General features: G+C 54.4%; 26 protein-coding genes, 1 other RNA gene and 1 pseudogene. 9 read left to right on the forward strand and 19 right to left on the reverse strand.

Annotation, left to right across the window (positions count from 1 at the left end; all coding sequences use genetic code 11):
- Window positions 1–20: 20 nt before the first annotated feature.
- Window positions 21–413, reverse strand: coding sequence for a YraN family protein (locus tag AAGR22_RS03015; protein ID WP_067704041.1), 393 nt, complete (start codon window positions 411–413; stop codon window positions 21–23).
- Entirely contained in the window at window positions 371–2,491 is a 2,121-nt protein-coding gene (locus tag AAGR22_RS03020; RefSeq protein ID WP_345830196.1) for a penicillin-binding protein activator, read from the reverse strand. The genes AAGR22_RS03015 and AAGR22_RS03020 overlap by 43 nt, the downstream gene beginning before the upstream one ends.
- A gap of 62 nt (window positions 2,492–2,553) precedes the next feature.
- On the opposite strand from AAGR22_RS03020, the gene rsmI reads away from it, so the two are divergent.
- Window positions 2,554–3,417, forward strand: coding sequence for a 16S rRNA (cytidine(1402)-2'-O)-methyltransferase (gene rsmI, locus AAGR22_RS03025; RefSeq protein WP_067704036.1), 864 nt, complete (start codon window positions 2,554–2,556; stop codon window positions 3,415–3,417).
- 32 nt (window positions 3,418–3,449) lie between these two features.
- Window positions 3,450–3,877: RNase P RNA component class A (gene rnpB, locus AAGR22_RS03030), an RNA gene on the forward strand.
- Between the two features lie 556 nt (window positions 3,878–4,433).
- Here the strand turns inward: rnpB and AAGR22_RS03035 are convergent.
- Window positions 4,434–4,646, reverse strand: coding sequence for a cold-shock protein (locus tag AAGR22_RS03035; protein ID WP_067704033.1), 213 nt, complete (start codon window positions 4,644–4,646; stop codon window positions 4,434–4,436).
- Between the two features lie 1,223 nt (window positions 4,647–5,869).
- Here AAGR22_RS03035 and AAGR22_RS03040 point away from each other — a divergent pair.
- Window positions 5,870–6,445, forward strand: coding sequence for a YecA family protein (locus AAGR22_RS03040; protein ID WP_067704026.1), 576 nt, complete (start codon window positions 5,870–5,872; stop codon window positions 6,443–6,445).
- A 64-nt stretch (window positions 6,446–6,509) separates the two neighbouring features.
- Here AAGR22_RS03040 and AAGR22_RS03045 read toward each other — a convergent pair whose 3' ends face one another.
- Window positions 6,510–7,214: a pirin family protein gene (locus AAGR22_RS03045; protein ID WP_345830199.1), complete on the reverse strand. Its 705-nt coding sequence runs from the start codon at window positions 7,212–7,214 to the stop codon at window positions 6,510–6,512.
- 121 nt (window positions 7,215–7,335) lie between these two features.
- On the opposite strand from AAGR22_RS03045, the gene AAGR22_RS03050 reads away from it, so the two are divergent.
- A complete protein-coding gene (locus tag AAGR22_RS03050; protein WP_345830201.1) occupies window positions 7,336–8,238 on the forward strand; it encodes a LysR family transcriptional regulator in 903 nt (300 codons plus the stop codon).
- Between the two features lie 29 nt (window positions 8,239–8,267).
- Here the strand turns inward: AAGR22_RS03050 and AAGR22_RS03055 are convergent, their stop codons facing one another.
- From AAGR22_RS03055 to AAGR22_RS03100, 10 genes are all read right to left on the reverse strand, one after another.
- Entirely contained in the window at window positions 8,268–9,254 is a 987-nt protein-coding gene (locus AAGR22_RS03055; RefSeq protein ID WP_345830203.1) for a glutathione S-transferase family protein, read from the reverse strand.
- Between the two features lie 102 nt (window positions 9,255–9,356).
- Window positions 9,357–9,749, reverse strand: coding sequence for a DoxX family protein (locus AAGR22_RS03060; protein ID WP_345830205.1), 393 nt, complete (start codon window positions 9,747–9,749; stop codon window positions 9,357–9,359).
- Between the two features lie 237 nt (window positions 9,750–9,986).
- On the reverse strand, window positions 9,987–10,274 hold the full coding sequence (locus AAGR22_RS03065; RefSeq protein ID WP_067704012.1) for a YqjK-like family protein: 288 nt from the start codon (window positions 10,272–10,274) through the stop codon (window positions 9,987–9,989).
- Entirely contained in the window at window positions 10,271–10,666 is a 396-nt protein-coding gene (locus AAGR22_RS03070; RefSeq protein ID WP_345830208.1) for a phage holin family protein, read from the reverse strand. The genes AAGR22_RS03065 and AAGR22_RS03070 overlap by 4 nt, the downstream gene beginning before the upstream one ends.
- Before the next feature lies 1 nt (window position 10,667).
- Window positions 10,668–10,973: a YqjD family protein gene (locus tag AAGR22_RS03075; protein WP_067704006.1), complete on the reverse strand. Its 306-nt coding sequence runs from the start codon at window positions 10,971–10,973 to the stop codon at window positions 10,668–10,670.
- 41 nt (window positions 10,974–11,014) lie between these two features.
- Window positions 11,015–11,389: a DUF1090 domain-containing protein gene (locus AAGR22_RS03080; RefSeq protein ID WP_067704003.1), complete on the reverse strand. Its 375-nt coding sequence runs from the start codon at window positions 11,387–11,389 to the stop codon at window positions 11,015–11,017.
- Between the two features lie 171 nt (window positions 11,390–11,560).
- Window positions 11,561–11,947, reverse strand: coding sequence for an EnvZ/OmpR regulon moderator MzrA (gene mzrA / locus AAGR22_RS03085; RefSeq protein ID WP_345830212.1), 387 nt, complete (start codon window positions 11,945–11,947; stop codon window positions 11,561–11,563).
- Between the two features lie 5 nt (window positions 11,948–11,952).
- A complete protein-coding gene (locus AAGR22_RS03090) occupies window positions 11,953–12,624 on the reverse strand; it encodes a DedA family protein (RefSeq protein ID WP_067703999.1) in 672 nt (223 codons plus the stop codon).
- Between the two features lie 357 nt (window positions 12,625–12,981).
- The gene (gene sstT, locus AAGR22_RS03095; RefSeq protein ID WP_067704639.1) at window positions 12,982–14,217 is read right to left on the reverse strand and encodes a serine/threonine transporter SstT; all 1,236 of its coding nucleotides are present in this window, start codon (window positions 14,215–14,217) and stop codon (window positions 12,982–12,984) included.
- Window positions 14,218–14,368: 151 nt separating this feature from the next.
- Window positions 14,369–15,334: a TerC family protein gene (locus AAGR22_RS03100; protein WP_345830213.1), complete on the reverse strand. Its 966-nt coding sequence runs from the start codon at window positions 15,332–15,334 to the stop codon at window positions 14,369–14,371.
- A 366-nt stretch (window positions 15,335–15,700) separates the two neighbouring features.
- Here AAGR22_RS03100 and AAGR22_RS03105 point away from each other — a divergent pair, with 366 nt between their 5' ends.
- Window positions 15,701–17,416, forward strand: coding sequence for a chloride channel protein (locus AAGR22_RS03105; RefSeq protein ID WP_067703992.1), 1,716 nt, complete (start codon window positions 15,701–15,703; stop codon window positions 17,414–17,416).
- A gap of 247 nt (window positions 17,417–17,663) precedes the next feature.
- Window positions 17,664–18,437: a YdcF family protein gene (locus AAGR22_RS03110; RefSeq protein ID WP_345830216.1), complete on the forward strand. Its 774-nt coding sequence runs from the start codon at window positions 17,664–17,666 to the stop codon at window positions 18,435–18,437.
- Window positions 18,438–18,547: 110 nt separating this feature from the next.
- On the opposite strand, the gene AAGR22_RS03115 is transcribed toward AAGR22_RS03110, so the two are convergent.
- Entirely contained in the window at window positions 18,548–19,054 is a 507-nt protein-coding gene (locus AAGR22_RS03115; RefSeq protein ID WP_345830218.1) for a DUF892 family protein, read from the reverse strand.
- Window positions 19,055–19,591: 537 nt separating this feature from the next.
- On the opposite strand from AAGR22_RS03115, the pseudogene AAGR22_RS03120 reads away from it, so the two are divergent.
- Window positions 19,592–19,744: pseudogene (locus tag AAGR22_RS03120) on the forward strand (NAD(P)-dependent oxidoreductase); the annotation flags it as partial.
- 326 nt (window positions 19,745–20,070) lie between these two features.
- On the opposite strand, the gene AAGR22_RS03125 reads toward AAGR22_RS03120, so the two are convergent.
- The 3 genes from AAGR22_RS03125 to AAGR22_RS03135 all read right to left on the reverse strand — a co-directional run bounded on the left by AAGR22_RS03125 (window position 20,071) and on the right by AAGR22_RS03135 (window position 22,444).
- Window positions 20,071–20,931, reverse strand: coding sequence for a YsnF/AvaK domain-containing protein (locus AAGR22_RS03125; RefSeq protein ID WP_345830220.1), 861 nt, complete (start codon window positions 20,929–20,931; stop codon window positions 20,071–20,073).
- Window positions 20,932–20,957: 26 nt separating this feature from the next.
- A complete protein-coding gene (locus tag AAGR22_RS03130) occupies window positions 20,958–21,365 on the reverse strand; it encodes a YsnF/AvaK domain-containing protein (RefSeq protein WP_345830222.1) in 408 nt (135 codons plus the stop codon).
- Window positions 21,366–21,943: 578 nt separating this feature from the next.
- Window positions 21,944–22,444 (reverse strand): M48 family metallopeptidase, encoded by a 501-nt coding sequence (locus AAGR22_RS03135; protein WP_067703977.1) that lies wholly within the window; start codon window positions 22,442–22,444, stop codon window positions 21,944–21,946.
- Between the two features lie 81 nt (window positions 22,445–22,525).
- On the opposite strand from AAGR22_RS03135, the gene rlmG reads away from it, so the two are divergent.
- Window positions 22,526–23,653 (forward strand): 23S rRNA (guanine(1835)-N(2))-methyltransferase RlmG, encoded by a 1,128-nt coding sequence (gene rlmG / locus AAGR22_RS03140; protein ID WP_345830224.1) that lies wholly within the window; start codon window positions 22,526–22,528, stop codon window positions 23,651–23,653.
- Between the two features lie 13 nt (window positions 23,654–23,666).
- On the opposite strand, the gene AAGR22_RS03145 is transcribed toward rlmG, so the two are convergent.
- The gene (locus AAGR22_RS03145) at window positions 23,667–24,386 is read right to left on the reverse strand and encodes a polyphenol oxidase family protein (RefSeq protein ID WP_345830225.1); all 720 of its coding nucleotides are present in this window, start codon (window positions 24,384–24,386) and stop codon (window positions 23,667–23,669) included.
- A 123-nt stretch (window positions 24,387–24,509) separates the two neighbouring features.
- On the opposite strand from AAGR22_RS03145, the gene AAGR22_RS03150 reads away from it, so the two are divergent.
- Window positions 24,510–25,322 (forward strand): 5'-nucleotidase, lipoprotein e(P4) family, encoded by an 813-nt coding sequence (locus AAGR22_RS03150; RefSeq protein ID WP_156484961.1) that lies wholly within the window; start codon window positions 24,510–24,512, stop codon window positions 25,320–25,322.
- Window positions 25,323–25,402 lie beyond the last annotated feature (80 nt).

Here is a 25,402-nt window from a genome sequence, read left to right on the forward strand (position 1 = left end):
TGGCTCGTATTGGCGGACAGCTACGCTGCCGTAAATGCATTGGGCAACCACTCGACCTGTGTCCCGGTCATCGCCACCACGTCAAAGCGGCAGTCAGTGGTATCGAGGCTGGCTCCATGCCCGCGTAGCCACAGCGCGGCAGTGCGCAGCAGCTTTTGCTGTTTGCTTCGCGTCACGCTTGCCGCTGCGCCGCCATACAGCGCGTTGCGACGGTAGCGTACTTCCACAAAAACCCACGTATGCGCATCCCGCATGATCAGGTCAATTTCCCCGCAGCGAAAGCGAACGTTGGCTGAAACAAACGTTAATCCTGCATTCTCCAGCAGGCGGCGGGCCTGTTGTTCAAAGCCCGCCCCTGTCTGCTGGCGACTCAGGATGCCGGAACGATTTGCCCCTGGCGATACTGGTTCCATATCAACTTCCTGTTGATCACGCAGTCCTGTGACGCGTTCAGGCTACCGGTTTCTCCTTTGATCTGGAAGCCGGGCAGCTGACGCATCTCATTAAAATGGTTAGCCAGCGTCCAGGCATCAACGCCCATGGCATACAGGCGAACCAGCGAGTAGTCATTGTTAAATGTTTTCGCTGCCTGCTGCATTAGCGCCGGATTGCTGCCTGAAAGCAGCGGCGCGTCGCTAAACTGCACACCCTCCATTTCAAGACGATAGTCCGGACCGGCACCGGCCTGGTTGCTGCGTGAGCTGGCATAGAGCTGTACCATGCTGCGGCTGCTGGTGCGCATTGAAATCATCGGCTTGATCAGCGCCATCTCCCCCTGCGTCGCGACGATATACACCGAATCTACGCTGCCGCCGTCGGCAGAAGAGGGCGAAGTATCCTGCACCGGGGCAGGAATGGTCAGACCGGCAATGGTCACGCCCTGCGGCTGCTGCGGCTGAGTCGTAATCGGCGTACCGCTCAGGCGCAGGCCTGCTCCGCTGTTAATACCCTGCTTCAGTTCTCCCGTTGAACCAAACTGCTGTTGCAGAACGGTGTTCCCGCCCAGCTTCTGCCATTCAGTTGCGAAGGCTTTGCTTACGCGGTCACCCAGCGAGCTGCGTGGCACCATCAATAGCGGAGCACGTTTGCCCTGGTCCCACATATGATGGGCGGCAGCGCGGGCTTCGTCTTCAGGAGAAAGCGCAAAGTAACAGAGATTCGGATGGTTCTGGACAGACTCAGGTTCGTTCAGGGCGAGAATGTTCAGTGGAGTCTGCACGTTAGCTAACTGCTCTACGTTGCTTTTCAGCAGCGGACCGACCACCAGCGTTGCGCCATCCTGCTGGGCTTTTGCCAGCACCTGGTCAATGGGCTGAGAACTGGTGTCGTAAACCTGAACCTGCGTCGCGCTGGAAGGCGGAGCGGTCTGTGCGGCAAGGCTGCTCTGCTGAGCAGGCTGGCCCTGAGCAGCAGCATTGTCTGCATTTCCGGCTGGCGTCTGAACCGACGCACCCGACGGGTTGGCGGCTGGCTGATTAGCCTGAGCGGCAGAAGTACTGACAGCAGCCTGATTGGCCGGCGCTGATGTACCTGCGGCTGTCTGTACGGCAGGGGTATTGGCTGGCGCAGAGGAGGCTGACGGTGCCGCTGGCTGCGCTGAGGATTGAGCAGGTGCCTGCGACTGCGACAGTACGCCATTTTTTGCGTCGTTAAAGCCGCGCTGAATGGCATTAGCGAACACCTGTGCCTGCCCGCTCAGCGGCAGGAGCAGGGCGATTTTACCGGTAGACGACTGCTGGAAATTCTGCACCTGGCTCAGGGGCGATGGTAGCATTTTAGCCGCCGGGTTATAGGGGTAGCGCTTCTGCCAGTCGCTGATACCCGCTTTGAGCATATCCGGGTTGCTGCCGTTAGTCCGGTAGACGCTCAGCAGATCCAACCACCCCTGAAGGATATTTTCGTTAGCATTGATCACCATGTTGCTGAGCTGTTCAGGCGTGAGCTGTACCAGCGCCTGCCAGGTTGCATCAATATTTTTTTGTCTGTCGGCATTTGTCAGCAGCGGCTCCTGCGCGATTAAGGCGCGCAGCAGATCCAGCGATGGATGCCCCTGGGCCGCGGCAATTTGCAGTTGGTAGTAGCGAACCTGCTGGTCTTTTGACAATGAGCCCGCGTCAATCTGCTTCAGCCGTGCGCTGGCGCCGTTGGCGTCCTGCTGGGTTATTTGCAGTTCTGCCTGAAGCAGCAGGCTCTCCTGACGCTGCTTATCGCTGAGCTTTTGCGGCAGCTGGCCAATCTGGTCCTTAGCCTGGGGCAGCTTCCCTTCTTTCAACAACGCCCTGATTGCGAGTAATTGCCAGTCAACCTTGTTATCATCTGAGCTTTGCTGCATCTGCTGAAGGTAGTAGTCGGACGTGCCCTGGGCGCTGCCCTGCACGTTTGCCGTCGGTGATTGCGGCGCCTGACCGGTACATCCGGCAAAAATCAGGGCGGCCAGCAGAACAGGCATGCAGCGTCCTGCTTTGTTATGAATGACTTTCGAAGGAAGCATACTGTATCCAGTGATGTTTTTTTCAAGATGCTCAATATTAAATCGGCAATTCGGATCTCACAATGAAACAACACGATCGGGCAGATATTTCTGCCAGCACGCTCTATATTGTTCCCACACCGATCGGTAACCTGGGTGACATTACCCAGCGTGCCCTGATGGTACTCGCGGGCGTCGATCTGATCGCAGCGGAAGATACACGTCATACCGGGCTGTTGCTACAACATTTCGCCATCAATGCGCGCCTGTTCGCATTGCACGATCATAATGAACAGCACAAAGCAGAATCGCTGCTGGCTAAGCTGCGGGAAGGGCAGAGCATTGCGCTGGTTTCCGACGCGGGTACGCCACTCATCAACGATCCGGGTTATCACCTGGTTCGCCTGTGCCGTGAAGCAGGCATTCGTGTTGTACCCCTGCCGGGTGCCTGCGCAGCCATTACAGCATTAAGCGCGGCCGGACTTCCGTCCGATCGATTCTGTTACGAGGGGTTTCTGCCCGCCAAAAGCAAAGGGCGCTGCGATACGCTTCGTGCTCTTGAGCAGGAGCCGCGCACGCTGATTTTTTACGAATCCACCCACCGCCTGCTGGAGAGTCTACAGGATATGGTGACGGTATGGGGAATGGATCGCTATGTGGTGCTGGCCCGTGAAATTACTAAAACATGGGAAAGCATTCACGGCGCGCCGGTAGGAGAACTGCTGGCGTGGGTGCGCGAGGATGAGAACCGGCGTAAGGGCGAGATGGTGCTGATCGTGGAAGGTTTTCACGCTGAAGAGGATGCGCTACCGCCTGAAGCGCTCCGCACGCTGGGCCTGCTGCAAAAAGAGCTGCCGCTGAAAAAAGCCGCGCAGCTGACCGCCGAAATTCACGGTGTTAAAAAGAATGCGCTCTATAAGTACGCACTGGATCAGCAAGAGGGGTGACAAACCGCGCCGAATGCCCTATTATCCGCGCCGAAGCTGACCAGACAGTCGCCGCTTTGTTGCCGTCCTCCTTCGGGGGAGACAGACAGAGGGGAGGAAAGTCCGGGCTCCATAGGGCAGGGTGCCAGGTAACGCCTGGGGGGCGCAAGCCCACGACCAGTGCAACAGAGAGCAAACCGCCGATGGCCCCCCCGGCAGATTTCAGGATGCAGCAATAGCCGCAGCTTGAAAGACAAAGGGGATATGGGATCAGGTAAGGGTGAAAGGGTGCGGTAAGAGCGCACCGCGCGGCTGGCAACAGTTCGCGGCACGGTAAACTCCACCCGGAGCAAGGCCAAATAGGGGTTCACCAGGTACGGCCCGTACTGAACCCGGGTAGGCTGCTTGAGCCAGTGAGCGATTGCTGGCCTAGATGAATGACTGTCCACGACAGAACCCGGCTTACCGGTCAGCTTCAACTCATTCAGAAACAAGGCGCTGGTGTATCCCCGTCGCTCACATTAAATGTGAGGCTGGTAACGGGATGCATCAGCGGCTGTCTTTTAATTCCGCACATCGCTTTACGTTAGCCACTTCGACTTAAGACAGCCACCTCGACTTGCGATAGCCACTTCCGCTTACGTTAGCCACCTCGACTTGCGATAGCCACTTCCGCTTACGTTAGCCACCCCGGCTTGCGATAGCCACATCGGCTGGCACTCGGGGCATCACGCTTTACCCTCCAACGCTCCACACGTTCAATACGCTTTATTCACTCGGGTTTTGCTCCCTACGCTTTGGCAAAGCCATTGAGAAAGTAACGGATAGCGTAGGCGGGGACTGGAAGAGCAGTCAACGCTGTGGATGGCTGGAGCGGGGGTGATTCAGGCGTCAGTTATGACAAATGCAGGGGAGGCGATCTTTTACTCAAATTTCAGGCAAAAAAAAACCGCACAGGGCGGTTTTTTTATCACTAAATTTCAACTGCTCAGGCAAATGCCGTCATCGCTATCGTAATTTTTAGTGTGTTTCGCGAATTATAACGCGACAACGTTTACAGCTGATGGACCTTTAGCGCCGTTCTCGATAGAGAACTCAACTTTCTGGCCTTCATCTAAGGTTTTGAAATCGCTGCTCTGGATTGCAGAGAAATGTACGAATACATCTTTGCTGCCATCTTCTGGAGAGATGAAGCCGAAACCTTTATCAGCGTTAAACCATTTTACTAAACCAGTCATTTTGTTAGACATAGATATTTCCTATCATTTTTTGAGCCACTTACTGTGGCGAAGATGGTCTGCTTAGCAGAATTAAACTTATTGGGCACTTAGGAGGAGGCTCACGATGAAGGGTATCTAAGATAACACTTGAACTGAGGACTGCTTTACTAAAACTGCTTTCATAAGGTCTGTGTACCAAACCGATGACCAGATACTAGCCCCAATCGGGTTGATTAAGCAAGGGTTAATTTTTTTTATTTTTCGAGCGGGAAAGCACGTAACGGAAGGTTGCTATAAAGGTAGCTATAAAGGGAGGAAAACGATCGGGTCGCGCAACGGCCGGGTCAGGTACGCCACAATGATAAAAGCCCTGACAGAAACGGTCAGGGCTTTTAAGGTACTACAGAATCAAACTTTAACATTAATGGGCTTAATTACGTTTTTACTGCTATTGGTACTACTCTAAATGCACATGTTTATTAAAGATAATATTAGGGATTAAGAAATCCAGTGGAACCTCCCATATATTTACCGGTTAATAATAGCCTGCTAACCTTTTGAACCATGAGTCACGGCAGGTTAAACAAGTACACTCCCCTCGCGATATAGACTCTTTGATGCGTGGCTTTACTTTCATTGCAAAACAGGTAACGATAAAACACTGTTAGCAAAGATATTTACTTTTTAAATCATAGCCTTACATCATCGCGCTTATTTACACCCGTTGCGATTGGTGATGCTCACTGCATGGCCTGAAAGCATTGTCCTGTGAATGAAAAAAATATTCACAGCGACTAACCCATACAACAAACTTCGTGGCCTTTATCGCAATATATTAAAAAATCCAACTTATTAACTCTTTCAACTTAACGGGCGAAAACTTCTCTCGTGCCGTTGAAATCCACTTTACGCATTATAAAATAAGAGTCAATACTGTTTTTAATGCCATGTGAATATTATCAGTATCGCGGTGATGACGATATGCCACAATATAAGGTGCGTGATTATTCACAATTGAATTTTGCAAGCGGATGACGAAGATGCGCCCGCCAGACGCCAGACGCCAGACGCCAGACGCCAGACGCACGCCAGTGGGCTAACCAGTTGGTATGGCACAGTCAGTCGTCGGCACGGTATCCAGCCAGCCAGCGGGCACTGTCGCCAGCATCTGTGTTGAACCCCTGGGTTTTTCATTTTTAAACGCGCTAAGATATAGCTTGATGATTTTGCTACATGCCACAGGAGACCGCAGCATGGAAAACGGACCGCTCTCAGAAGACGATCTGGAATGGCTGGATGATATCCTGCTTAAGTATGGCAATGATGCCTCTGTATTGGACGTCTCTGAACTGGACGGCATGACGACGGCCCTTCTTTCCGGCCCTGATGTCATCATGCCTTCCCAATGGATGCCAATGATATGGGGCGGTAAGGAACACCTTCCCGAGTGGGCGTCTGAACAGGAGTTCACGCGCTTTACCGAGCTAACTTTTCAGCATATGAACGACATTGGAGAGCGGCTGCGCCATGCGCCCGAGCAGTTCGATCCCCTGTTTGGCTTCAATGAAATTGAGGGGAAGGAGTATCTCGTTGTGGAGGAGTGGTGTATCGGCTATCTGCGTGGAGTCGCGCTGGGTGACTGGTCCGCACTGCCTGAAAGCCTGCAACCCGCGCTGGACGCCATTGCCCTGCACGGTGAGGACGATAATCTTTCGGTACTGGAGCAGATGACGCAGGAGGCGTATGACCACAGTCAGGCTGCCATCGGTCCCGCTGCGCTTCGTCTTTTTCAATACTGGTTTGCACAGCGAACGGACACATTACACTAACCTGTTCCGTTCCGTTCCGTTCCGTTCCGTTCCGTTTCGTTCCGTTCCGGGCCCTGTGCCCGGTTCAGACCGGCAGATCAATGACCAGCGCCCGCAGCGGCGTGGCGGCGGTAAGCGTCACGCTCCCTTCCTGATGTATAAAGGCACCATCGCCACAAACCAGGTCTTCTCTGGCCCGCGAGCCCGTATCGGCATGCAGCGCGCCGTGAATGGACTGCAAATAGGCGCGGGGACCATTAAGCCGGACGGTGTGCGTTTCACCCGGTGCCAGATCCAGATGATGTATCCAGATCTGCTGACGAAGCTGAAGACTGCCCTCAGCGCCGTCCGGTGAGGCAAGCAGCTGCGTGCAGTCACCGTCGGAGAGGCTTAGGCGCTGAATCGGCGAGATCTCCCGGGACGGGCAGGCATCCAGCCAGAGCTGCATGCGCGTCAGCGCCGCCTCTTTACTGACGTTATGTTCGCTGTAGCTGATATGAGGCTGGGTCGCGAGCAGTAAGGCTTCCCCCGCTCGCGCGCGATGATGATTCCCCTCGCTATCACGATATTCCGCTTCACCCTGTAGGATCAGGTTTAAAACATCGACTTTCGGATAGGTTCTGGGCTGAAAAGCGGCCCCGGGCGTCAGCACCTCCTGATTAAGCACGCGTAGCGATGCGTATCCCAGCAGATCAGGATCGAAGTAGTGACCAAAAGAAAAGCTGTAGCGCGCCTGTAGCCAACCGTAATCTGCTTTGCCACAGGCTTTCGCTATGCGACGGGTAATCATGTGACTCTCCTCAACAGTCGGTCTGCTGCCCCGACAATGCTGCTATGGTAAGTTTCTGGACGCCGGATTGTTAGCCAGTTAATCTGCTTACTACATTCAAAATTCCTGACAGAGAATTGAGATGGCTAAAGATCGCGCTCTGACGCTGGAAGCGTTACGAGTCATGGATGCTATCGATCGCCGGGGCAGTTTTGCGGCGGCGGCGGATGAGCTGGGCCGGGTGCCTTCTGCGCTCAGCTACACCATGCAAAAGCTGGAGGAGGAGCTGGACGTGGTGCTGTTTGACCGCTCCGGACACCGCACAAAATTCACCAACGTTGGCCGCATGCTGCTGGAACGAGGGCGGGTCTTGCTGGAGGCGGCCGATAAGCTTACCACCGATGCAGAGGCGCTGGCGCGGGGGTGGGAAACGCATCTGACTATTGTCAATGAGGCGCTGGTTCCCTGTGAATCGCTCTTTCCCCTGATCGATAAGCTCGCCGCGAAAGCGAATACCCAAATATCGCTGATAACAGAAGTGCTGGCGGGGGCCTGGGAGCGGCTGGAGCAGGGCAGGGCAGACATCGTCATCGCGCCGGATATGCACTTTCGTGCCTCGTCGGAAATTAATACCCGCAAACTGTACAGCATGATTAGCGTGATTGTTGCCAGTCCCGAGCACCCTATTCATGACGAGCCTGAACCGCTCTCTGAGGTGACGCGGGTGAAGTATCGCGGTATCGCGGTGGCGGATACTGCCCGCGAGCGTCCGGTGCTCACCGTACAGCTGCTGGACAAGCAGCAGCGGCTGACCGTCAGCTCAATTGCGGATAAACACCGGGCGCTGCTGGCCGGGCTGGGCGTGGCTTCAATGCCCTATCCCCTGGTGGAAAAGGATATTGCCGAAGGACGCCTGCGGGTGGTCAGCCCGGAATATACCCGGGAGGTGGACATTATTATGGCATGGCGTCGCGACAGCATGGGCGAAGCGAAAGCCTGGTGCCTGCGGGAAATCCCTAAGCTACTGGCGAAGCGGCAGGGATAACTGGTCTGGGGAGCTGCGCATGTTAGCGATTAACGAAAGCGCTCATCACGTCCGTGCGGTTCATCCCAGTCAAAGGCCGGCCCCAGTGAAATGATCCCGCTGGGGTTGATGGTCTTGTGGCTGCAATAGTAATGATGACGAATGTGCGCCAGGTCTACCGTCTCGTCCAGGCCGGGCATCTGATAGATCTCACGCAGGAACCCATTCAGATTCAGATAGTCGCTGATGCGATACTTATCGCATTTGAAGTGAGTAACGTAAACGGGATCGAAGCGCACCAGGGTGGTCCACAGGCGCAGATCGGCCTCGGTCAGGCGGTCGCCCGTCAGATAACGGTGCTGCCCCAGCATCTGTTCAAGCCTCTCGAGGGAATTAAACAGAGCCGTTACGGCTTCGTCATAGGCGTCCTGCGTGGTGGCGAAGCCAGATTTATAAACGCCATTATTGACCGTGTCGTAAATCCAGCCGTTAACCTGGTTAATTTTATCCCGCAGATCCGCTGGATAATAGTCTCCCGCCCGTGCGCCAGCGGCGTCAAAAGCGCTGTTTAACATCCGCAGAATATCGGCTGACTCATTGCTGACCAGGGTGTTTTGCTGTTTGTCCCACAGAACCGGGACGGTGACTCGTCCGGTGTAGGATTGATCGGCCTGGAGATAAAGCTGGTAGAGATAGTCGTGCTGGTAAAGATCATCGCCCGTGGCACCCGGAAAGGACTTATCAAAGGTCCAGCCGTTCTCCAGCATCAGAGGGTGAACAACAGAGACGGAAATCAGCGACTCCAGGCCTTTCAGCTTACGCATAATCAGGGTGCGGTGCGCCCAGGGGCAGGCAAGGGAAACATAGAGATGATAGCGGCCCGCTTCGGCGCGAAATCCTCCCTTCCCGGTTGGCCCGGCGTCACCGCTGGCGGTCACCCAGTTGCGAAAGGCAGACTCAGAGCGGCGAAAACGACCGCCTGTGGATGCCGTGTCATACCAGTTATCGTGCCAGACGCCATCTATCAGTTGGCCCATTGTGTCATCCCCCTTGCTGTAAATGCCTAAGAGTATAGCGCCTTACTGCGTGTCGGATCGTTATCTGCCCCTGCACTCGGGCGTCAGAGGCAGACAACGTTTTTACCACTTTTTGTTGAGCAGACGATCGAGGCTGTACGCGCCCGGACCGGTAATAAACAGCAGCAGATAGCCGCCAGATATAGACAGGTTTTTCATAAAGTTGATAGAACTGCCCGCCACTGACGCATCGCTATGGAAAATCAGCGCGGTAATAATCGCGAAGATGGCGGTAATGATTGCGGTAAAACGGGTCAGGAAACCAAACAGAATGGCCAGGCCACCCCCGAACTCCAGAAGGACAGTGAGCGGCAGCAGAAAGCCGGGTACGTGCATATGTTCCATATATTGCTGCGTGGCGGAGTAGCCGTTAATTTTGCCCCAGCCCGCCACGATAAACAGCACTGGCATCAGGATCCGTGCCAGCAGAAAGCCAAAGTCTTCTAATTTTTTCATCAATCACCCCAACAGGAATTATCTCAACGAACACCGGTTCGCCGCATTAAGTTCAGGCCTGTCAGGAGATTAGCCCTGACCCACCTTTGTCACTGAAGATAATATTCGCCAGGCGAAACTATTGTAAGCGAGATAAATTGTCGGAGTTTATCAGTAAAATTGAATGTGACGCAGGCCCAGTGATTACTGGGCCACAGACGTCAAAACGGCAGGATGAATCAGGGTGAAAGCGCAGAATCAGCGATTAGGAAGATAATTGCGTACGACGCGCCAGGTGCTCCATAAGCCCAGGCCGCGCTTTGCCCAGCGGGTAATGCGGCGGGGATGGCGTACGGACCAGATGGCCATCAGGCCACTGCCGACTACGGCAAAGCGACGCAGGCTGACCAGCTTAAGCCAGCCACGGTCGTAGCGAGCGGTGGCTTCCAGAAACAGCTTTTTTTCAGCGCTTAAATCGAGCCGCTGTTGCTGTACCAGACGCAGCAGCTCCGCTTTATGTTCGGCACGTTCCCGGCTGCTGCTCATTTTTCTTCCTCCAGCAGCTTACGATCGGATTTCAGCTCTTTACGAGTGGCATTCAGCAGCGTCGAGCGGCGTGATTTGGCCAGCGTCCACAGGCCGAAAATAACCGCCAGTCCAAACAGCACGCCAGTGGTGATCGCCACAGCCATCAGTCGATACTGCGGGCTCACCGCCCAGATAATGAGGATCATCAGGCTCATCAGGCCAAATGCGGTAAAAAGCATGGTCAGGCCGGTCATCAGGAGCATTTGAATGAGATTCGCTTTCTCTTCTTCAAGCTCGACGACCGCCAGCCGGACGCGCGTTTCTACGAGGCCTACCAGCGTGGTGATCAGACGCTGGCCAATGTTAATGACCCCTTTGCCGGGGCCCTGGCTTTGCTGAAGATTCGCCATCTTAACGACGCGTCAGCAGGACACCGAGTACCACACCAATTGCGGCACCGATACCCACGCTGGTCCATGGATTTTCACGCACGTAAACGTCGGCCTGGTCGGCTACTTCACGTGAGGTTTGTGCAATACGCTCGCCGGAGTCGCCAAGACGTGCACGCGTATCTTTTAGCGCGCTCTGCGCTTTGCTGCGAAGCTTATCCAGTTCGGATTTTGATTTTTCGCCAGTGTGGCTCAGGACTTCTTCCAGCGTATCCGCCAGGGTTTTCAGTTCCGCACGCAGATGCTCAGATGTGGTGTCTTTAGACATAACAAACTCCTTTAAATTTTGTTGTGAGAGTCATGCAGCGCTTAATAGCGAGCCGCCTGAACTTCCTTTAATTCGCGCTTTGCTTCTGCCAGTTTCTGTTCACGCCGGGTGATTTTTTTACGGTCATCGCCATCCGCCTTTTCCTTATCCAGCTCTTTCTGCCGCTCTTCCACTTTCTGCTGATGTTCTTTGATCTTCTCCTGATGGAGCGATTTCAGTTTCTCATCCGTGCAGCCAGCGCGGGCTTCAGTCAGAGCCCGTTCCAGTCCGTTAACGCGACGTTGATTGTCATGCTGGCGGGCCAGATCGATTTCATGCTGAATGGCCTGCTCTTTTTGCTGGCAAAGGGAAGCAGCCGCATGGGAGAAAGTGGTCAGAGTTAACAGGCTTAAGCCGAGAATCGTGCGGTATTTCATATCAGATTTTCCTTTCTAATTTTGGGGCCGCAGGAACGACACCCATGATCCTGTCATGGCTATCCGGGTTAGTCTGGCTTACTAAGCATAGTCAGAAATCCTGAAAAGCTCAAAAAGAGAGAATATTCTTAGAGATAGCCTGCAAAAATTGCCGAAGACAGGGCGTTAATGTTAGCCGACGGCCTGTTTATTCTGGCTGAGGCGGTGCATCCACTCAATCGTGCCTGGCGCGTCTGGTCGGCCAATACTGAAACCATAGGGTAACAGCTCATGAAGCACCTTTTCCGCAGCGTTGCTCTGCTCAACGGAGTCAAACTTTATCAATAACGCGTTGTTATCCGGAGTAATACTTTTGATATGTATGCCCTCCGCATTGAGCCGCTGATAAACGTAGAAGCCATCGGGCAGCGTGATGCCCTGCCGTGAAGCGCGAATTTGCAGCGCACTTTCGCTGTGAAACAGCGTGGGCAGAAAAAAGATCGCCACCAGCGCAGCCGCGCCCAGTAAAAGTATCGAAAATATCCGCGTAGTAGCGCAGGACCTGAGAAATTTGCGCATCCGGATTATCCCTTATTAGCATCAGAGCTATTTTTTTTCCGCCACAGTACGTACAGCGATCCCGCCAGTCCGAAAACCAGCAGCACCAGGGGCAGCAGCATCAGACAGAACATCAGCTGATCTTCGTATTTGAGAAAAAGTGGCGTTTTGCCGAGCGCGAAGCCCATAACGGTGAGGATTAAGACCCACAGCAGCCCGCTCATCCAGTTAAATAACTGAAAGCGCGCATTGCTCAGGCCGGACAGGCCGGCAATGGTGGGCAGCAGCGTACGGACAAAGGCAATAAAGCGACCAACCAGCAGCGCGGAAAGACCGTGGCGATGAAACAGGCTGTGCGCGCGCTGATGGTACTGAGCGGGAAGATGCGACAGCCACTTTTGTACGGTCGCCGTATTGCCCAGCCACCGGCCCTGAATATAGCTTACCCAGCACCCCAGACTGGCGGCAGTGGTCAGAATAAATAGCGTCATGGGGAAGGTCATGGTGCCCTTGGCGATCAGCACCCCGACCAGAATCAGCAGGCTGTCGCCCGGCAGGAATGCCGCGGGGAGCAGACCATTTTCGAGGAATAAAATCATAAACAGCACGGCGTAAATCGCCCATACCAGCGTCGGATCGGCCAGGGAATCATAATCCTGCTGCCAGAGAGCCTGTATCAGTGCTTTAAAAATATCCATAAGGTATTCCTGAACATCATTGTTAGCCGTGTTCGGGCGGTGTCCGTCACAACGAGTTTATTATTATAATATTGAGTGCAGAACTGCGCTGAACAAAGGCGTTAATCTCCGAAATCTGGCAAGGGGATGAGGTATTGCGTTCCTGCCTGACGGTAAGAAAATGCCGCTAAATGTAACAAAATCCCGACAGGTGAGACAGCAGAAACTCTCTGCCAGAATGTTTTACAGGGGTGGGCGGTGAGCGGAAAGGCGCTTTACACAGACTGACACTTAAGAAGAGTCTCTTACGTGGCTGCTGCTACGTTGACGCGAAAGAGGTGAAGCGGTCGGGACAGATACCCGACCGCGCTGGCGAGATTAAAGGCTCTTTTGCTGTTCCCGACGATCTTCTGCCATACAGGCGGCGGCGGTAAACAGAATATCGGCGGAGGAGTTCAGCGCCGTTTCGGCAGAATCCTGTAGCACGCCAATAATGAAGCCAACGGCCACCACCTGCATGGCGACATCATTAGGAATACCGAACATATTGCAGGCCACCGGGATCAGCAGCAGAGACCCCCCCGCCACGCCAGATGCGCCACAGGCACAAATTGACGCGACCAGGCTAAGCAGAATGGCCGTTCCGCTATCAACGTGGATCCCCAGCGTATGGACCGCTGCCAGCGTCAGCACGGTAATGGTGATGGAGGCGCCAGCCATGCTGATATTCGCCCCAATGGGAATGGAAACGGAATAGGTGTCCTCATCCAGCTGTAGCCTTTTCGCCAGGGCCATATTCACCGGAATATTGGCCGCCGAGCTGCGGGTGAAGAATGCGGTCACCCCGCTTTCGCGCAGGCAGGTAAATACCAGAGGATAAGGATTGCGGCGGATTTTCCACCATACCAGGAGCGGATTAAACACCAGCGCCATCAGTACCATACAGCCCAAAAGCAGCGCCAGCAGGTGGGCATAATCCCACAGTGCGGCAAAGCCGGTCGAGGCAAGGATTGAGGCCACCAGGCCAAAAATCCCCAGCGGCGCAAAACGGATAACGATACGCACCAGCCCGGTAACCGCTTCTGACGCATCGTTAAGAAAGGCGCGCGTGGTATCGCTGCTGTGGCGAAAGGCAAAGCCCAGACCTATGGCCCAGACCAGAATGCCGATATAGTTGGCGTGCATGAGTGCATCAATGGGATTAGCCACCATGCTCATCAGCAGGCTGTGCAGCACGGCAAGAATGCCGGAAGGCGGGGCGATGGTCTGTCCCTGGTCAGCCAGCGTGAGCGTCTGTGGAAACAGATGGCTAAAGACGACCGCCACGACGGCGGCGAAGAAAGTGCTCAGCAGATAAAGCACAATAATGGGGCGGATATTGGTTTTTTGCCCCTGCTGATGGTTCGCAATCGAGGCGATCACCAGCACCATCACCAGGATGGGGGCGACGGCCTTGAGTGCGCTAACGAACAGCTCGCCAAACAGACCCACAGCCAGCGCATTCTCCTTCGAAAACCACGCCAGCGCCATTCCAGCGAACAGGCCAATCATAATCTGTGTAACCAGGCTTCCCTGCATCAGGCGCTGGAGTAACCCCGCGCGTTCTTTTCCCATATTCATATTCAACAACCAGCTTAGTAGTGTGATCCTGATGCGCGTCAGCGTCGTCTGCGCTGAACATAGCGGCATTCTCGTGTTTGCGCTGAGGAGTATAAGGAAATGTCATGGCAGGGGAAGTGAAAAGTGATCCTGCCACGCCGGGTGATTATCCAGCTTTGCGACGGTTGCGCTGGTTAACCCAGGCGTTGATCAGCAGCGTCACCGCCAGAATCCCGCCAACCGTCGCCAGCGAGGCCGCCACCGGAATGTGGTAGAAATCGACGATCAGCATTTTGATTCCGATAAATATCAGCACCACCGCCAGGCCATACTTCAGCATGGAAAAGCGCTCCGCCACGCTTGCGAGCAGGAAATACATAGCGCGGAGGCCCAGAATGGCGAAAAGGTTGGAGGTCAGCACGATAAAGGGGTCGGTGGTGACCGCGAAAATGGCCGGAATGCTGTCTGCGGCGAAGATCACATCGCTAATCTCAACCATGATTAATGCCAGCAGCAGCGGTGTGGCAAACAGTAATCCATTGCGACGAATAAAGAACTTCTCGCCCTCCAGCCCCTCCGTCATGCGCAGGTGGCCACGCAGCCAGCGAATCAGCGGCTTGTCTCCCGCCGGTTTTTCGTCCTCTCCCCCCGGAATAGCCATCTTAACCCCGGTAAACAGCAGGAAGACGCCGAAGAGATATAGCACCCAGCTAAACTCGGTCACCAGCCAGCTTCCGGCGAAAATCAGCAGGGTGCGCAGGACGATCGCGCCAAGCACCCCGTAAATCAACACTCGCCGCTGCAATGCGGGGGGAATGGCGAAATAGCTGAACAGCATCAGCCAGACGAAGACGTTATCCACGGCCAGCGCTTTTTCCAGCACGTAGCCGGTCAGAAAAGCCAGGGTCTGGCGATGTGCCACCTCAGGTCCTGCGGTGGCCTGCAGGTAGGCCCAAAGCGCGGCGCTGAATAACAGCGATACGGTCACCCAGATAAGTGACCAGACGGCTGCCTGTTTGAAGGTCATGGTTTGTGCGCCGCGTAGGCCCTGGAGGAACAGGTCGATGGCAAGCATAATCAATACGATGGCGGCAAAGCAGCCCCAGAGAAGCGGTGTACCCGTGGTGTGCATAGCGCGGTATCCTGTACAAAATAAAATGGCCAACGTTGGACGACGTCAGCCACAGTATTTTTGCTGTATGCAAACCTCGCCTTACGGCAAGGTCTCACTTACAACACAGGATGGGATCCTGGATGCCCGGTAACCGGGTGCTTACGCACCGTATTGACGATTAGCCGGCAATGAAGTTACTCCCCTTTGCTGAGGCAGACGATAAGGAAGCGCGACCGAAAGGTCAATACTCTTCAGTCATATTTAGACATATTTACAGAGCCAACGGCGGCGCTGGCAGGCGCAGCGATCCGATGAGAGTTTGATTTTTGCCGCCACCTCTCCCACGATAAGGGCTGAAAGCGGAGCCGGGGATAAACGAGACTCATGACGACGGGCAGCAGACATGCACTTAAGACGGGCAACAGACACGCTCTGAACTGGACCAGTATTCTGGTCGCCATCCCGGTGGGTTTTGCCGCCACGCTGGTGACGCTGGGCTTCAGGCTGGTCATTGAAATTATCAACTCGCTGCTGTTTGGCAGTAAACAGGATGTCACCCAGGCGATTGCCGTGTATCCGGCTTACTTCTGGCCGCTGATTGTGGGCGGCGGCGGCCTGATAGCCGGGTTCTTCCTGCGCTACGCCACGGCCATTGAGAAAAAAGAAACGGTGCGCACCGATTACCTGGAAGTGATCAATGCCAGGCTGGATGCCGTACCCACGAAAACGTCGCTGTTCCGCGCGCTCTCCTCGATAGCCAGCATCGGCAGCGGCGCCTCCATCGGTAAAGAGGGACCGATGGTCCAGCTCTCGGCGCTTATTGGCAGCCTGATGGGGCGCTTCTGCTTTCCGCGTCTGGCGTTAAGAAACAGTGACGTTGTGGCGATGGCCGCCGCCGCTGGCCTCTCTTCGGTTTATCATGCGCCGCTGGCGTCGGCTATTTTCGTGGCGGAGATCGCGTTTGGCATCTCGGCGCTACAGCGGCTTATCCCGCTGATCATCTCCTCAGGCGTGGCGGTACTCACGCTCTGGGCGCTGGGCTATCGCTCCGCCATCTATCCTTTCTCCCACGCTCAGTTTGACCTGACGCCGGGGAATATGCTGCTGACCGTCGCGGTAGGCTTGCTGGCCGGGCTGGTGGGCGGCGGGATGATCTGGCTCATCCAGCAGAGTCGACAGCGCTTCAGTCGGGTGACAAGCCTGCCGCTGCGGCTGGGGCTGGGCGGGTTGATTGTTGGGGCGATGGCGATAGCCACCCCGGCCATTCTCGGTAATGGCTATGAAGTGATTGTGGCGATCATGGCCGGTGGCTTTATGATCAAGGGGCTGGTGATTTTGCTGGTGCTGAAGATGCTCGCAACTGCCATATCGGTCGGGTCTAACGCCGTGGGCGGTCTGTTTACCCCGTCGCTGTTAACGGGCGCGGTGCTTGGCGTGCTGGTGGCGATGCTGGCGCGTCTGGCGGGTTTTCCGGTCAGCGATCCGGTGGTCTTTGCCGCCGTCGGCATGGGGGCGGTGCTGGCCTCAGTGAGTCAGGCTCCTCTGATGGCGATGCTGATGGTGCTGGAGATGACCCTCAACAGCAGCCTGCTGTTCCCGACGATGATCGCCTGCGTGCTGGCGACCATGACGGCTTACCGGCTACAGGTTAATAGCACCTACCCGGTGGTTAAGAACCACTTCAGCCGTTCGGATGCGAAGTTCGATTTCGACAACGGGATTATCTCGCAGTTTATCGTCTCCGGCGCGGCGCTAAAGCCTGGAGATTCGGTGGGCAAAGCGCTGGCAGTCAGCACGCTAAAGCGTGAGCGATTTGTCTATGTTATCAATGACAGCGGGCAATTTATGGGGGCCGTCTCTATTCACGATATTTCCCATAAGGTTCTGGATAAAGAGATCACGCTGGAGTCACCGGTTAGCTGCGTAGTGGATGCCAGCTTTCCTACCGTTTATGAAAACCAGACCATTACCCAGGGATGGGAGGCGTTTGCCAGAGTGACGCTGGAACGGCTGCCGGTGCTGAATAATCCCCAGGAACGGAAATACCTCGGTGCGCTGACCAAAACCAGCCTGATCCAGAAGGCTGAGGCGTTTCTTTAGGCCTGCTGATAACCGGCGGGGCAGGGGATCACAGTGGGCTTTCACAGGGAATGTGGCTCCTTTTTATTGCTTAAACATTGAACAGGGTTCTCGGACATCCGTGAAACAGGCTAAACTTTGCTGAATAGAATGATCGCGCTCTCTTTCGGGAGGTGAATTTTTATCGTTACTTCATAAGCAGTTGAAGGATACATCACTCCTGTACGCTCCGCCGTTTCCTGCATCGCTATAAAAAGAGGCTCTTCTTATGGGCGGTTTTGATTGTGTTTATGACGGCACTCTGGCGGTTGGCTATGCCAATGCGCTTTATTCACAACGGGGATATGAACTGTGCCATTCTCCCGATTTAACAGAAATGAGAAAGAAATTCCTGCAGGAAAAAATCGGATACTGTAAAAATAAAATATCGGAAATGGAAAAGCTGTTTAATGACTTTATCGAAAATCATAATGAAATAGGCGGTCGGCAATCAGCGCCTCATTACGATACTATGGTGATATTAGGCACGTTAAAATCACGTCTCGACTCAAGGCTTAATACGGCCATGGAATATGCCGAAAATAATAAGTTCTCACGGATAGTGATTACCGGTGGGTTTAACGGCAGCTTTTCAGAGAGTGGCTATATGGAAGAAAAACTTCTGGAAAGAGGTATTTCACCCTCACTCATCGTCGCGGAAAGCAGGGCGAGAGATACCCTGGGCAATGCGATCTTCTCGGCGGATATCTTCGCAGACCACAGCCACTCTGTTCTGGTTGTGACCTCTTGTTATCATGCTCCGCGCGCGCACTGTCTGTTTCGTAAGGTGCTTCCTCAGCATATTGGCCTCACCACTGCCATGAGCAAAAAACCTGAGGAGATGCGCTATCTCGAGCAAAACAGGAGGTCAGTGATCAACGATGAGATGCGTGCCCTTAACAAAGCGATTCGCAACATTGTTGGCTACTCTGAGCCTGGCGGAATGACACTGCAGCACTTCCACCGTAAGCTGTTGAGAGAGCATGATTTATATAAAGAATAAGCCGTTCGGACGCATAACAATGCATATCCGTTGCGGCAGACTCAGTGCTTACGCCTGCTTTATCGAATCAGGGCCGATGCCAGGCAAAGGCCCTGCGTCCATACAGCGGCTTATTTTTTAGCTTCAACGCCCGGTGCGGCTGAGCGAACCATAAACTGTTCGGTCACGTCCGGTAGATGCTTAAGCGCCCAGTCGGCCATGGCGACTTCTTCCTCGCGAATTTGTGCAAAAATACGTGCGCCTTCGCGATCGCCAACCAGTTCGGCCGCCGCAATGAGCGAGGTATAGCTGGCTATCTCAAGGTTTTCAAAAACATAGCCGCTGATCGCGCCCTTTACCACTTCATCATCGGCCAGCATGCCGCCCATTGCCTGGCCGAGTGCCGACAGCTTCCCGACCGCATCCTTAAGCGTAGAGTGGGAGGTGTCAAAGCGATCAATAACCGACTGCACCAGCACCTGCTGCTGCCGCGTCTCCTCAATATGCTGTTTAATGCGTGCCTTTAAATCCGGGTAGTGCTCCAGTCGTCCGGCCATTTTTTCAAGCATGCTTTCTGCCTGCTTTTCCATTGCATGGGCGTCTTTAACCCAGGCCAGGTAGTTTTCCTGATGTGTCATCTTGGACCTCTTAATGTGTCATGGCGCGCCAGAACGTACGATTGCCATAGATGCGTTTTAAAAAAACCTTTCAGAGAAAAACGACTTTAAATATCTATTTAAAGGGTAGGCCATAACTGGAGCGTGCAGGGAAGAAATAAAAATAAATGCGATATTGAGACGACTTTTGTCGGCGTGAGTCAACAACAGGGGTAACCGTGCTTCTAAATAGCGCTACAGATTCGAGCCATGTGTTATGCAGGCCGTCGCACGCGTGGCTGCACGTAGCGAGGCGAAGGGATAAATTTATACCCTGTGTGAGTGACGTGACCTCCGGCTGCAACGAATTGTAAGTAAAGGTTTGAATTCTGCTGAATATAAACAGGAACGGCACCGCTTCGCTATTTTTTACTACGATCATTTTCCGCTGTGAATACAAAAAGTCCGTATGACTCCCTGAAAAAAGGAGTTATTCACAGCAGGATGATGAATTAAACGAAAATATCGCTCAGTGGTTTATTAAAGACTGGCACTATGCCGGTTGCAGAGGAGAAAAGTATGTCTGGAACAGATCGCCCTCAACCCCCTCTACCAGAACAGCAGCAGTCATGGCCTGGCAGTACAAACAAGATGCAGCCCCGGCCCGACCTTGGTGAAGAATCTTACAAAGGCTCTGGCCGGCTGGCCGGGAAGAAAGCCACCATCACCGGCTACGCTGTTAAATCTATGACAGAACATCCTGACCAGAGGATACGGGCCCTGGCGTGCATGGCCTGAAACAGGTCGTCAGGAAGAGGAAGAGACAGAAGGGGCCGGACACCTTATTTCCACCCAAAAGCCACAGGAGCTGGCAAAACGCATGTTGAAATTTTGCTGCGGCTTTATAAAGGCAGGACAGGTTGTGGGCAGGGAACGCCCGCGGAAGCAGGGAGAGTGGGAGGGGAGTAAAATGCGTAACGGTGCGCGCTCCCAGACGGAAGCTGCGCACCGCGTTCATAAGTCTTCACTTCCCCGCAACGGACGCGGGGAGAGGCTGCTTAGAACTTCTTATCAACGGGCGGGGTGTTAAGACGCGTTTCTTTATCGTGCTCAACTTCCACTTCCTGACGACGTACGCTGTCCTTAACGGTTTCGGTACGGGCAGTTTCTTCGCCGCGAAGACCGACTTCCTCTTTCACACGCGTGGTCTTCTCGATAGTTGGGATTTCATGAGACTCTTCAACCTCGATGGTTTTATCGGACCAGTCAACGTCGTTCAGGTAGGCAGGTTCATCGACTGCGCGACGGAAAACTTCAGCGTGCTGATCGTACAGTGAAACGTCTTCTGCCACTTCATCTTCTACCGTGTAACGGCGAAGGCGAACGGAACCATCGCTGACCTGACGCTTACCAATTGCCACTTCTTCTTCCGCAAGCTTCAGCGCATCGCGGTCGGTTTCAAGACCTTTACCTGCTGGCGTGCCTGCTGGCGTGGCGACAGGGGGCTGAGCCGTTGAAGAGAGCGAGCCTGGGGTCGTACCAAGGTCATTGGTCTCTCCGGCAAATTCGCCGCCGGTCAGCGCGCCACGGTGGGTGGACAGCGAAGAGTAGTCGGCTGCAAAGGCGCTCAGTTCATGTTCAATATGGTCGGCCTGGTCTTTAGGGACTTTTACCGTAAGCAGAACGCCGCCGGAACGCAGCGCTTTGCTGTACTCGGTGGCATAGTTATCATCGACATCGGTACCGAACAGACGCTGCCAGAAGCTTGGGTGGCGAATCTCTTTATCTTCGACCTGTAATCTTTTACCTGAAATAATATCGATATTTTTTTCAGCAATACCTTCGACGATCAATTTTTCTTTCGCCGCTTCTGCCTGTTGAAGTTGGTTGAATGCGGTTACGATTTTTTCATGTGACATAAATGGATCCTCGTAGATTAATTAAATCAGGTTTCTTCTTTCTCGATAGTGACTTCCTGATTACGCAGAGTAATACTCTGCCTGAAATTTTCGGTTTTGCTGCGCTTGTGGATATGAATTTCTTCCTTAAGCACGTTTCGACGGACAATTTCTACCTGTTCCTCAATGACGGGAATAATAAGCACATCCCCTTCCTGACGAACCTGCGGTGAATCGTTTTCACCCAGCACCTGATTAATGGCAACATGTCGAATGTCGACTTCATCGTGAGACAGCTCGGCTTCAAGTAACTCTTCATTGACGTGTGTCGTGCGATGTATGCGGTACCTCGCGTCGACGCTGCGTTCTTTAGAGATGTTAACCTGCTCTTCAGCCAGCTGCATTTTATCTACGCCTTCAGCGTATTCATCCAGCGGCTCGTTTTTATTTCCCATATGGTTAACCTTAGTGAGAATATTTAAAAAGTTGCCATCGGGCTGAACGCGTATTTAATTCACCGCTTCGGTATAACGTCCTGCACGCTTTTAACTTTAGCAAGAAATGCTCATGGCGCGAGTTTAATTGGCCTTTCAAATGTAACAGGTTGTAATTTGGGTTAAAGTAACGCATTACCCAGGAATGCTCTTATTTTAAAGGGCTTAAATGAATGATTCTGATAAAATAATGTCTCAGAAGTTATTATGAAAAAATTTATTTAACGTTATTTGATAAAGTGCTTTAGAGGGTTATATGCCGAAATTTTCATTTATTTATGAGCCTGGTAGTACCATATAATATAAGAGTTATCGCGTCGCGGGATGGCTTAAATGCAGGATTATCGACCATCCGGGTAGCGCGCCCTTGAAAAATAGCAGCACGCAATATCGCTCAACGCTGTAGTGTACCCCGGTTGCACCCTGCACAACGCCGTCACGGCGTGAATCCGTCCATGGAGCCTCGGCTCGCGCAGCCATGCGCCCGATGGTCTGCTTAGCTGCATGGCTCCACCTGTAGCACTTTTTAGAACCGCTATTTAGCTCTCCCGGCCACGCAGCGCCTGTTCGGTCAGCCATAGCCGCGTGTCAAACTCCAGCTGGTGATACTGCGGCTCCATATGACAGCAGAGCTGGTAGAAACTCTTGTTATGATCCTTCTCTTTTATATGTGCCAGCTCGTGAACCACGATCATTCGCAGGAAAGCCTCGGGGGCCTGCTTAAAGATGGTGGCGACGCGAATCTCGGCCTTAGCCTTTAACTTCCCGCCCTGAACCCGTGAAATGGCGGTATGCAGCCCAAGCGCATGCTTCATCACCTTTATTTTACTGTCGTAAATCACCTTATTGAGCGGGGGCGCGTTACGTAGTGCCTGCGTTTTTAGCGTTAGCGCATAGTCATAGAGTGCGCGATCGCTGGTGATATTGTGCCCCTCAGGATAGCGCTTGCGCAGCACGTCACCCAGCCGCTGCTCATCGATCAGCTGGCGAACCTGTGCCAGCAGCGACTCGGGATACCCCTGAAGATAAATCAATGACATGCCTGCTCCTGCAAGAAAAACGTTTACTGTCGGCCCGTTTTAGGGGATAAATCGCGGGAATTTTACCACGCCGGAGATCCCATGAGCCAACTCGAACTGAGCCACCGCACGCTGACGCTGCATCGTTTTCCCCAGATGCGCGAAGAGAGTCCGCTGCAGGCCTGGGACGCCGCAGATGAATATCTGCTGAAACACCTTGAAAACTCAGCGATCGGTGGCCCCACCATCCTGTTTAACGATACCTTCGGAACGCTGGCCTGCGCCCTGCAGGGCGAAGACCTGTACAGCGTCAGCGATTCTTATATCAGCCAGCAGGCGACGCGGCAAAATCTCTCGCTGAACGGGATGGACGAAGGCGAAGTGCGCCTGCTGGACAGTTTGTCCCCCCTGCCTGCCGCGCCCGCCCGCGTGCTGATTAAAATCCCCAGGACGCTGGCCCTGCTGGAGCAGCAGCTACGCGCCCTGCGCAGCGTGGTCACCCCTGACACGCAGGTGATTGCCGCAGCCAGAGCGAAGGATATTCATACCTCGACCCTACAGCTGTTTGAGCGCGTGCTGGGGCCAACCACCACCTCGCTGGCAGTGAAAAAAGCGCGGCTGGTCTTCTGTACGCCAGACCTGCCGACGCTGGCCGAAGAGTCCGCAACCTACGTATGGCCGCTGGAGGGCACCGACTATCAGATTCACAACCACGCTAACGTCTTTGCCCGCAGCGGCCTGGACGTGGGTGCGCGTTTCTTTATGGCGCATTTGCCGGAAAACGTTGAGGGTGAGATGGTTGACCTCGGCTGCGGTAATGGTGTCATTGGCCTGACGGCGCTGGCGCAGAATCCGGCGGCTGAGATGCATTTTATTGATGAATCCTATATGGCAGTTGCCTCAAGTCAGCTGAACGTCGCCACCAACCGCCCGGACGACCTGGCCCGCAGCCATTTTGCCGTCAATAATGCGCTGGCCGGATTCCCCTCCGACCGTCTGCATGCGGTGCTGTGCAACCCGCCGTTTCACCAGCAGAACACCCTGACCGATCACATTGCCTGGCAGATGTTTCGCGACGCCCGTCGCTGCCTGCAGTACGGCGGTGAACTGCGCGTGGTCGGTAATCGTCACCTGGACTACTACCGCAAGATGAAAAAGCTGTTCGGCAACTGCACCACCGTCGCCTCACATCAGAAATTCGTCATACTGCGTTCAGTTAAGCTTCGCTAAATCCGGCGTTTCCTTACGCCTGACGCCGTGAGATCCACGAAAATCGCTGCTCATAGCCATGATTAAAGTGGCTATTGCGGCGATAGCTCGCCTGCTCTTCCGCCATACAGTAGGTGCAGATCCGACTTGTTTCGATCTGCGCTTCCGGCACGCCTTCGCGCATCGCCATACGTTTTGCCAGCAGCGGCAGGTCAAACCAGACCCCCTGGGTGGTCCCTGCGGCCTGAGCGCGCCGCGCGTGGGGGTTGGTGGGCTGCTGAGGGGAGAAGGGCAGCAGCGGTGCAAGCCCGTGCGGGTTTTCCTCCGCCGTGCGGGCAATCAGGTCTTCTCCCAGCTCATAGCAGCAGGGGCCGATGGCCGGGCCAATCGCTATAAACAGACTTTCCGGCGTGGCGCCCTGTTCACACAGGCGACGAAGAGTGTTGATCAGCACGCCCTTTAGCGCGCCGTTCAGACCCGCGTGTACGGCGGCAACCTGGCGCTGGCGGGTATCGGCAATCAGAATGGGCAGGCAGTCGGCGGTGTAAACGGCGACCGGACGCGCTCCGGTGGCGATCAGCGCATCCGCTTCGCGGCTTTTTACCGGCAGCGCGTCGCTGTCGGGCACCACCACGGCGGTATGACGCTGGTGATTGTAGATGGCATCCGCGGGAGGCCGCTCTCCGGCGGGCAGGAAGGCGTGATCGAGCCAGTCGAAGGACGACAGCAGCGGTGAGTGCCAGACAGGGGTCATAGGGTTTCCTTATCGGTAGCCAGCAGGTGAACAATCTCTTCACATTATGCGGGAAATGCGACATTTTAAGGCGTTATTTCACCCCTCCTTCTAAAACTTTCAGACAGGGAAACGCCAGTGAGAATGAAGATTAACAGAACAGGTTTAACCGGGGCCGCCGTGCTGGTCGCCCTGACGCTGTCCGGCTGCGCCAGCCACCAGCAGGATGCCGCCAATCAACTTAATCAGCAGTCGGTGATGGCTTTGAACTGGTTCCAGCAGTCGGGAGAGTACCAGGCGCTGGCCTGGCAGGCGTTTAACTTTGCCACGCTCGCCTTTGACCATTCCGCTTCACTGACCGGTAAGCCAAAAGCGGTAATCGTCGATCTGGACGAAACGATGATTGATAACAGCGCCTACAGCGCCTGGCAGGTAAAGGCCAACCAGCCGTTTAGCGATAAAACCTGGTCTGCATGGACTCAGGCGCGTCAGGCGACGGCGATACCGGGCGCGGTAGCGTTTGCCAACTACGTTAACAGCCACGGCGGCACCATGTTTTACGTCTCAAACCGCGACGGTCAGGACGCCGCTGCCACGGCAGATAATCTGAAGCGGCTGGGCTTTACCGGCGTAAATGACAAAACGCTAAGGCTGAAAACCGACAGCTCCAACAAGCAGGCGCGGTTTGACGCCATCCGGGCGGAAGGTTACAACGTGGTGCTTTATATCGGCGATAACCTTAACGACTACGGCGCCGCCACTTACCATCAGGGTAACGCCCAGCGCCGCGCCTTTGTGAATCAAAACCATCGCCTGTTTGGCACCCAGTTTATTATTCTGCCGAACCCGCTTTATGGCGACTGGGAAAGCGGCTTGGGGCAGGGTTATAACCAACTGACGCCGCAGCAAAAGCTGCAAACGCGCGACGCGAACCTTAAGGCGTGGAGCGGGAAATAAAAGAGAGGGCCCGGGCCGCGTCCGGGCGTTATCACCCGCCGGTACACTCAGCCTCATCCCCCGGTAAACTCACCCTCGAC

This window comes from Erwinia sp. HDF1-3R, from assembly GCF_039621855.1.
Taxonomy (GTDB): domain Bacteria; phylum Pseudomonadota; class Gammaproteobacteria; order Enterobacterales; family Enterobacteriaceae; genus Erwinia.

Excerpts from the sequence above, each read along its gene's own strand:
- AAGR22_RS03035 (WP_067704033.1), bottom strand. The coding sequence starts at position 4,646 with ATGTCTAACAAAATGACTGGTTTAGTAAAATGGTTTAACGCTGATAAA.
- AAGR22_RS03075 (WP_067704006.1), bottom strand. The coding sequence starts at position 10,973 with ATGTCTAAAGACACCACATCTGAGCATCTGCGTGCGGAACTGAAAACC.
- mzrA (WP_345830212.1), bottom strand. The coding sequence starts at position 11,947 with ATGCGCAAATTTCTCAGGTCCTGCGCTACTACGCGGATATTTTCGATA.
- AAGR22_RS03130 (WP_345830222.1), bottom strand. The coding sequence starts at position 21,365 with ATGGGAAATAAAAACGAGCCGCTGGATGAATACGCTGAAGGCGTAGAT.
- AAGR22_RS03040 (WP_067704026.1), top strand. The coding sequence starts at position 5,870 with ATGGAAAACGGACCGCTCTCAGAAGACGATCTGGAATGGCTGGATGAT.
- AAGR22_RS03065 (WP_067704012.1), bottom strand. The coding sequence starts at position 10,274 with ATGAGCAGCAGCCGGGAACGTGCCGAACATAAAGCGGAGCTGCTGCGT.
- AAGR22_RS03015 (WP_067704041.1), bottom strand. The coding sequence starts at position 413 with ATGGAACCAGTATCGCCAGGGGCAAATCGTTCCGGCATCCTGAGTCGC.
- AAGR22_RS03100 (WP_345830213.1), bottom strand. The coding sequence starts at position 15,334 with ATGCACACCACGGGTACACCGCTTCTCTGGGGCTGCTTTGCCGCCATC.
- rsmI (WP_067704036.1), top strand. The coding sequence starts at position 2,554 with ATGAAACAACACGATCGGGCAGATATTTCTGCCAGCACGCTCTATATT.
- AAGR22_RS03110 (WP_345830216.1), top strand. The coding sequence starts at position 17,664 with ATGGGCGGTTTTGATTGTGTTTATGACGGCACTCTGGCGGTTGGCTAT.
- AAGR22_RS03080 (WP_067704003.1), bottom strand. The coding sequence starts at position 11,389 with ATGAAATACCGCACGATTCTCGGCTTAAGCCTGTTAACTCTGACCACT.
- AAGR22_RS03105 (WP_067703992.1), top strand. The coding sequence starts at position 15,701 with ATGACGACGGGCAGCAGACATGCACTTAAGACGGGCAACAGACACGCT.
- AAGR22_RS03115 (WP_345830218.1), bottom strand. The coding sequence starts at position 19,054 with ATGACACATCAGGAAAACTACCTGGCCTGGGTTAAAGACGCCCATGCA.
- AAGR22_RS03055 (WP_345830203.1), bottom strand. The coding sequence starts at position 9,254 with ATGGGCCAACTGATAGATGGCGTCTGGCACGATAACTGGTATGACACG.
- AAGR22_RS03050 (WP_345830201.1), top strand. The coding sequence starts at position 7,336 with ATGGCTAAAGATCGCGCTCTGACGCTGGAAGCGTTACGAGTCATGGAT.
- AAGR22_RS03135 (WP_067703977.1), bottom strand. The coding sequence starts at position 22,444 with ATGTCATTGATTTATCTTCAGGGGTATCCCGAGTCGCTGCTGGCACAG.
- AAGR22_RS03150 (WP_156484961.1), top strand. The coding sequence starts at position 24,510 with ATGAAGATTAACAGAACAGGTTTAACCGGGGCCGCCGTGCTGGTCGCC.
- sstT (WP_067704639.1), bottom strand. The coding sequence starts at position 14,217 with ATGGGAAAAGAACGCGCGGGGTTACTCCAGCGCCTGATGCAGGGAAGC.
- AAGR22_RS03145 (WP_345830225.1), bottom strand. The coding sequence starts at position 24,386 with ATGACCCCTGTCTGGCACTCACCGCTGCTGTCGTCCTTCGACTGGCTC.
- AAGR22_RS03060 (WP_345830205.1), bottom strand. The coding sequence starts at position 9,749 with ATGAAAAAATTAGAAGACTTTGGCTTTCTGCTGGCACGGATCCTGATG.
- AAGR22_RS03125 (WP_345830220.1), bottom strand. The coding sequence starts at position 20,931 with ATGTCACATGAAAAAATCGTAACCGCATTCAACCAACTTCAACAGGCA.
- AAGR22_RS03090 (WP_067703999.1), bottom strand. The coding sequence starts at position 12,624 with ATGGATATTTTTAAAGCACTGATACAGGCTCTCTGGCAGCAGGATTAT.
- rlmG (WP_345830224.1), top strand. The coding sequence starts at position 22,526 with ATGAGCCAACTCGAACTGAGCCACCGCACGCTGACGCTGCATCGTTTT.
- AAGR22_RS03020 (WP_345830196.1), bottom strand. The coding sequence starts at position 2,491 with ATGCTTCCTTCGAAAGTCATTCATAACAAAGCAGGACGCTGCATGCCT.
- AAGR22_RS03045 (WP_345830199.1), bottom strand. The coding sequence starts at position 7,214 with ATGATTACCCGTCGCATAGCGAAAGCCTGTGGCAAAGCAGATTACGGT.
- AAGR22_RS03070 (WP_345830208.1), bottom strand. The coding sequence starts at position 10,666 with ATGGCGAATCTTCAGCAAAGCCAGGGCCCCGGCAAAGGGGTCATTAAC.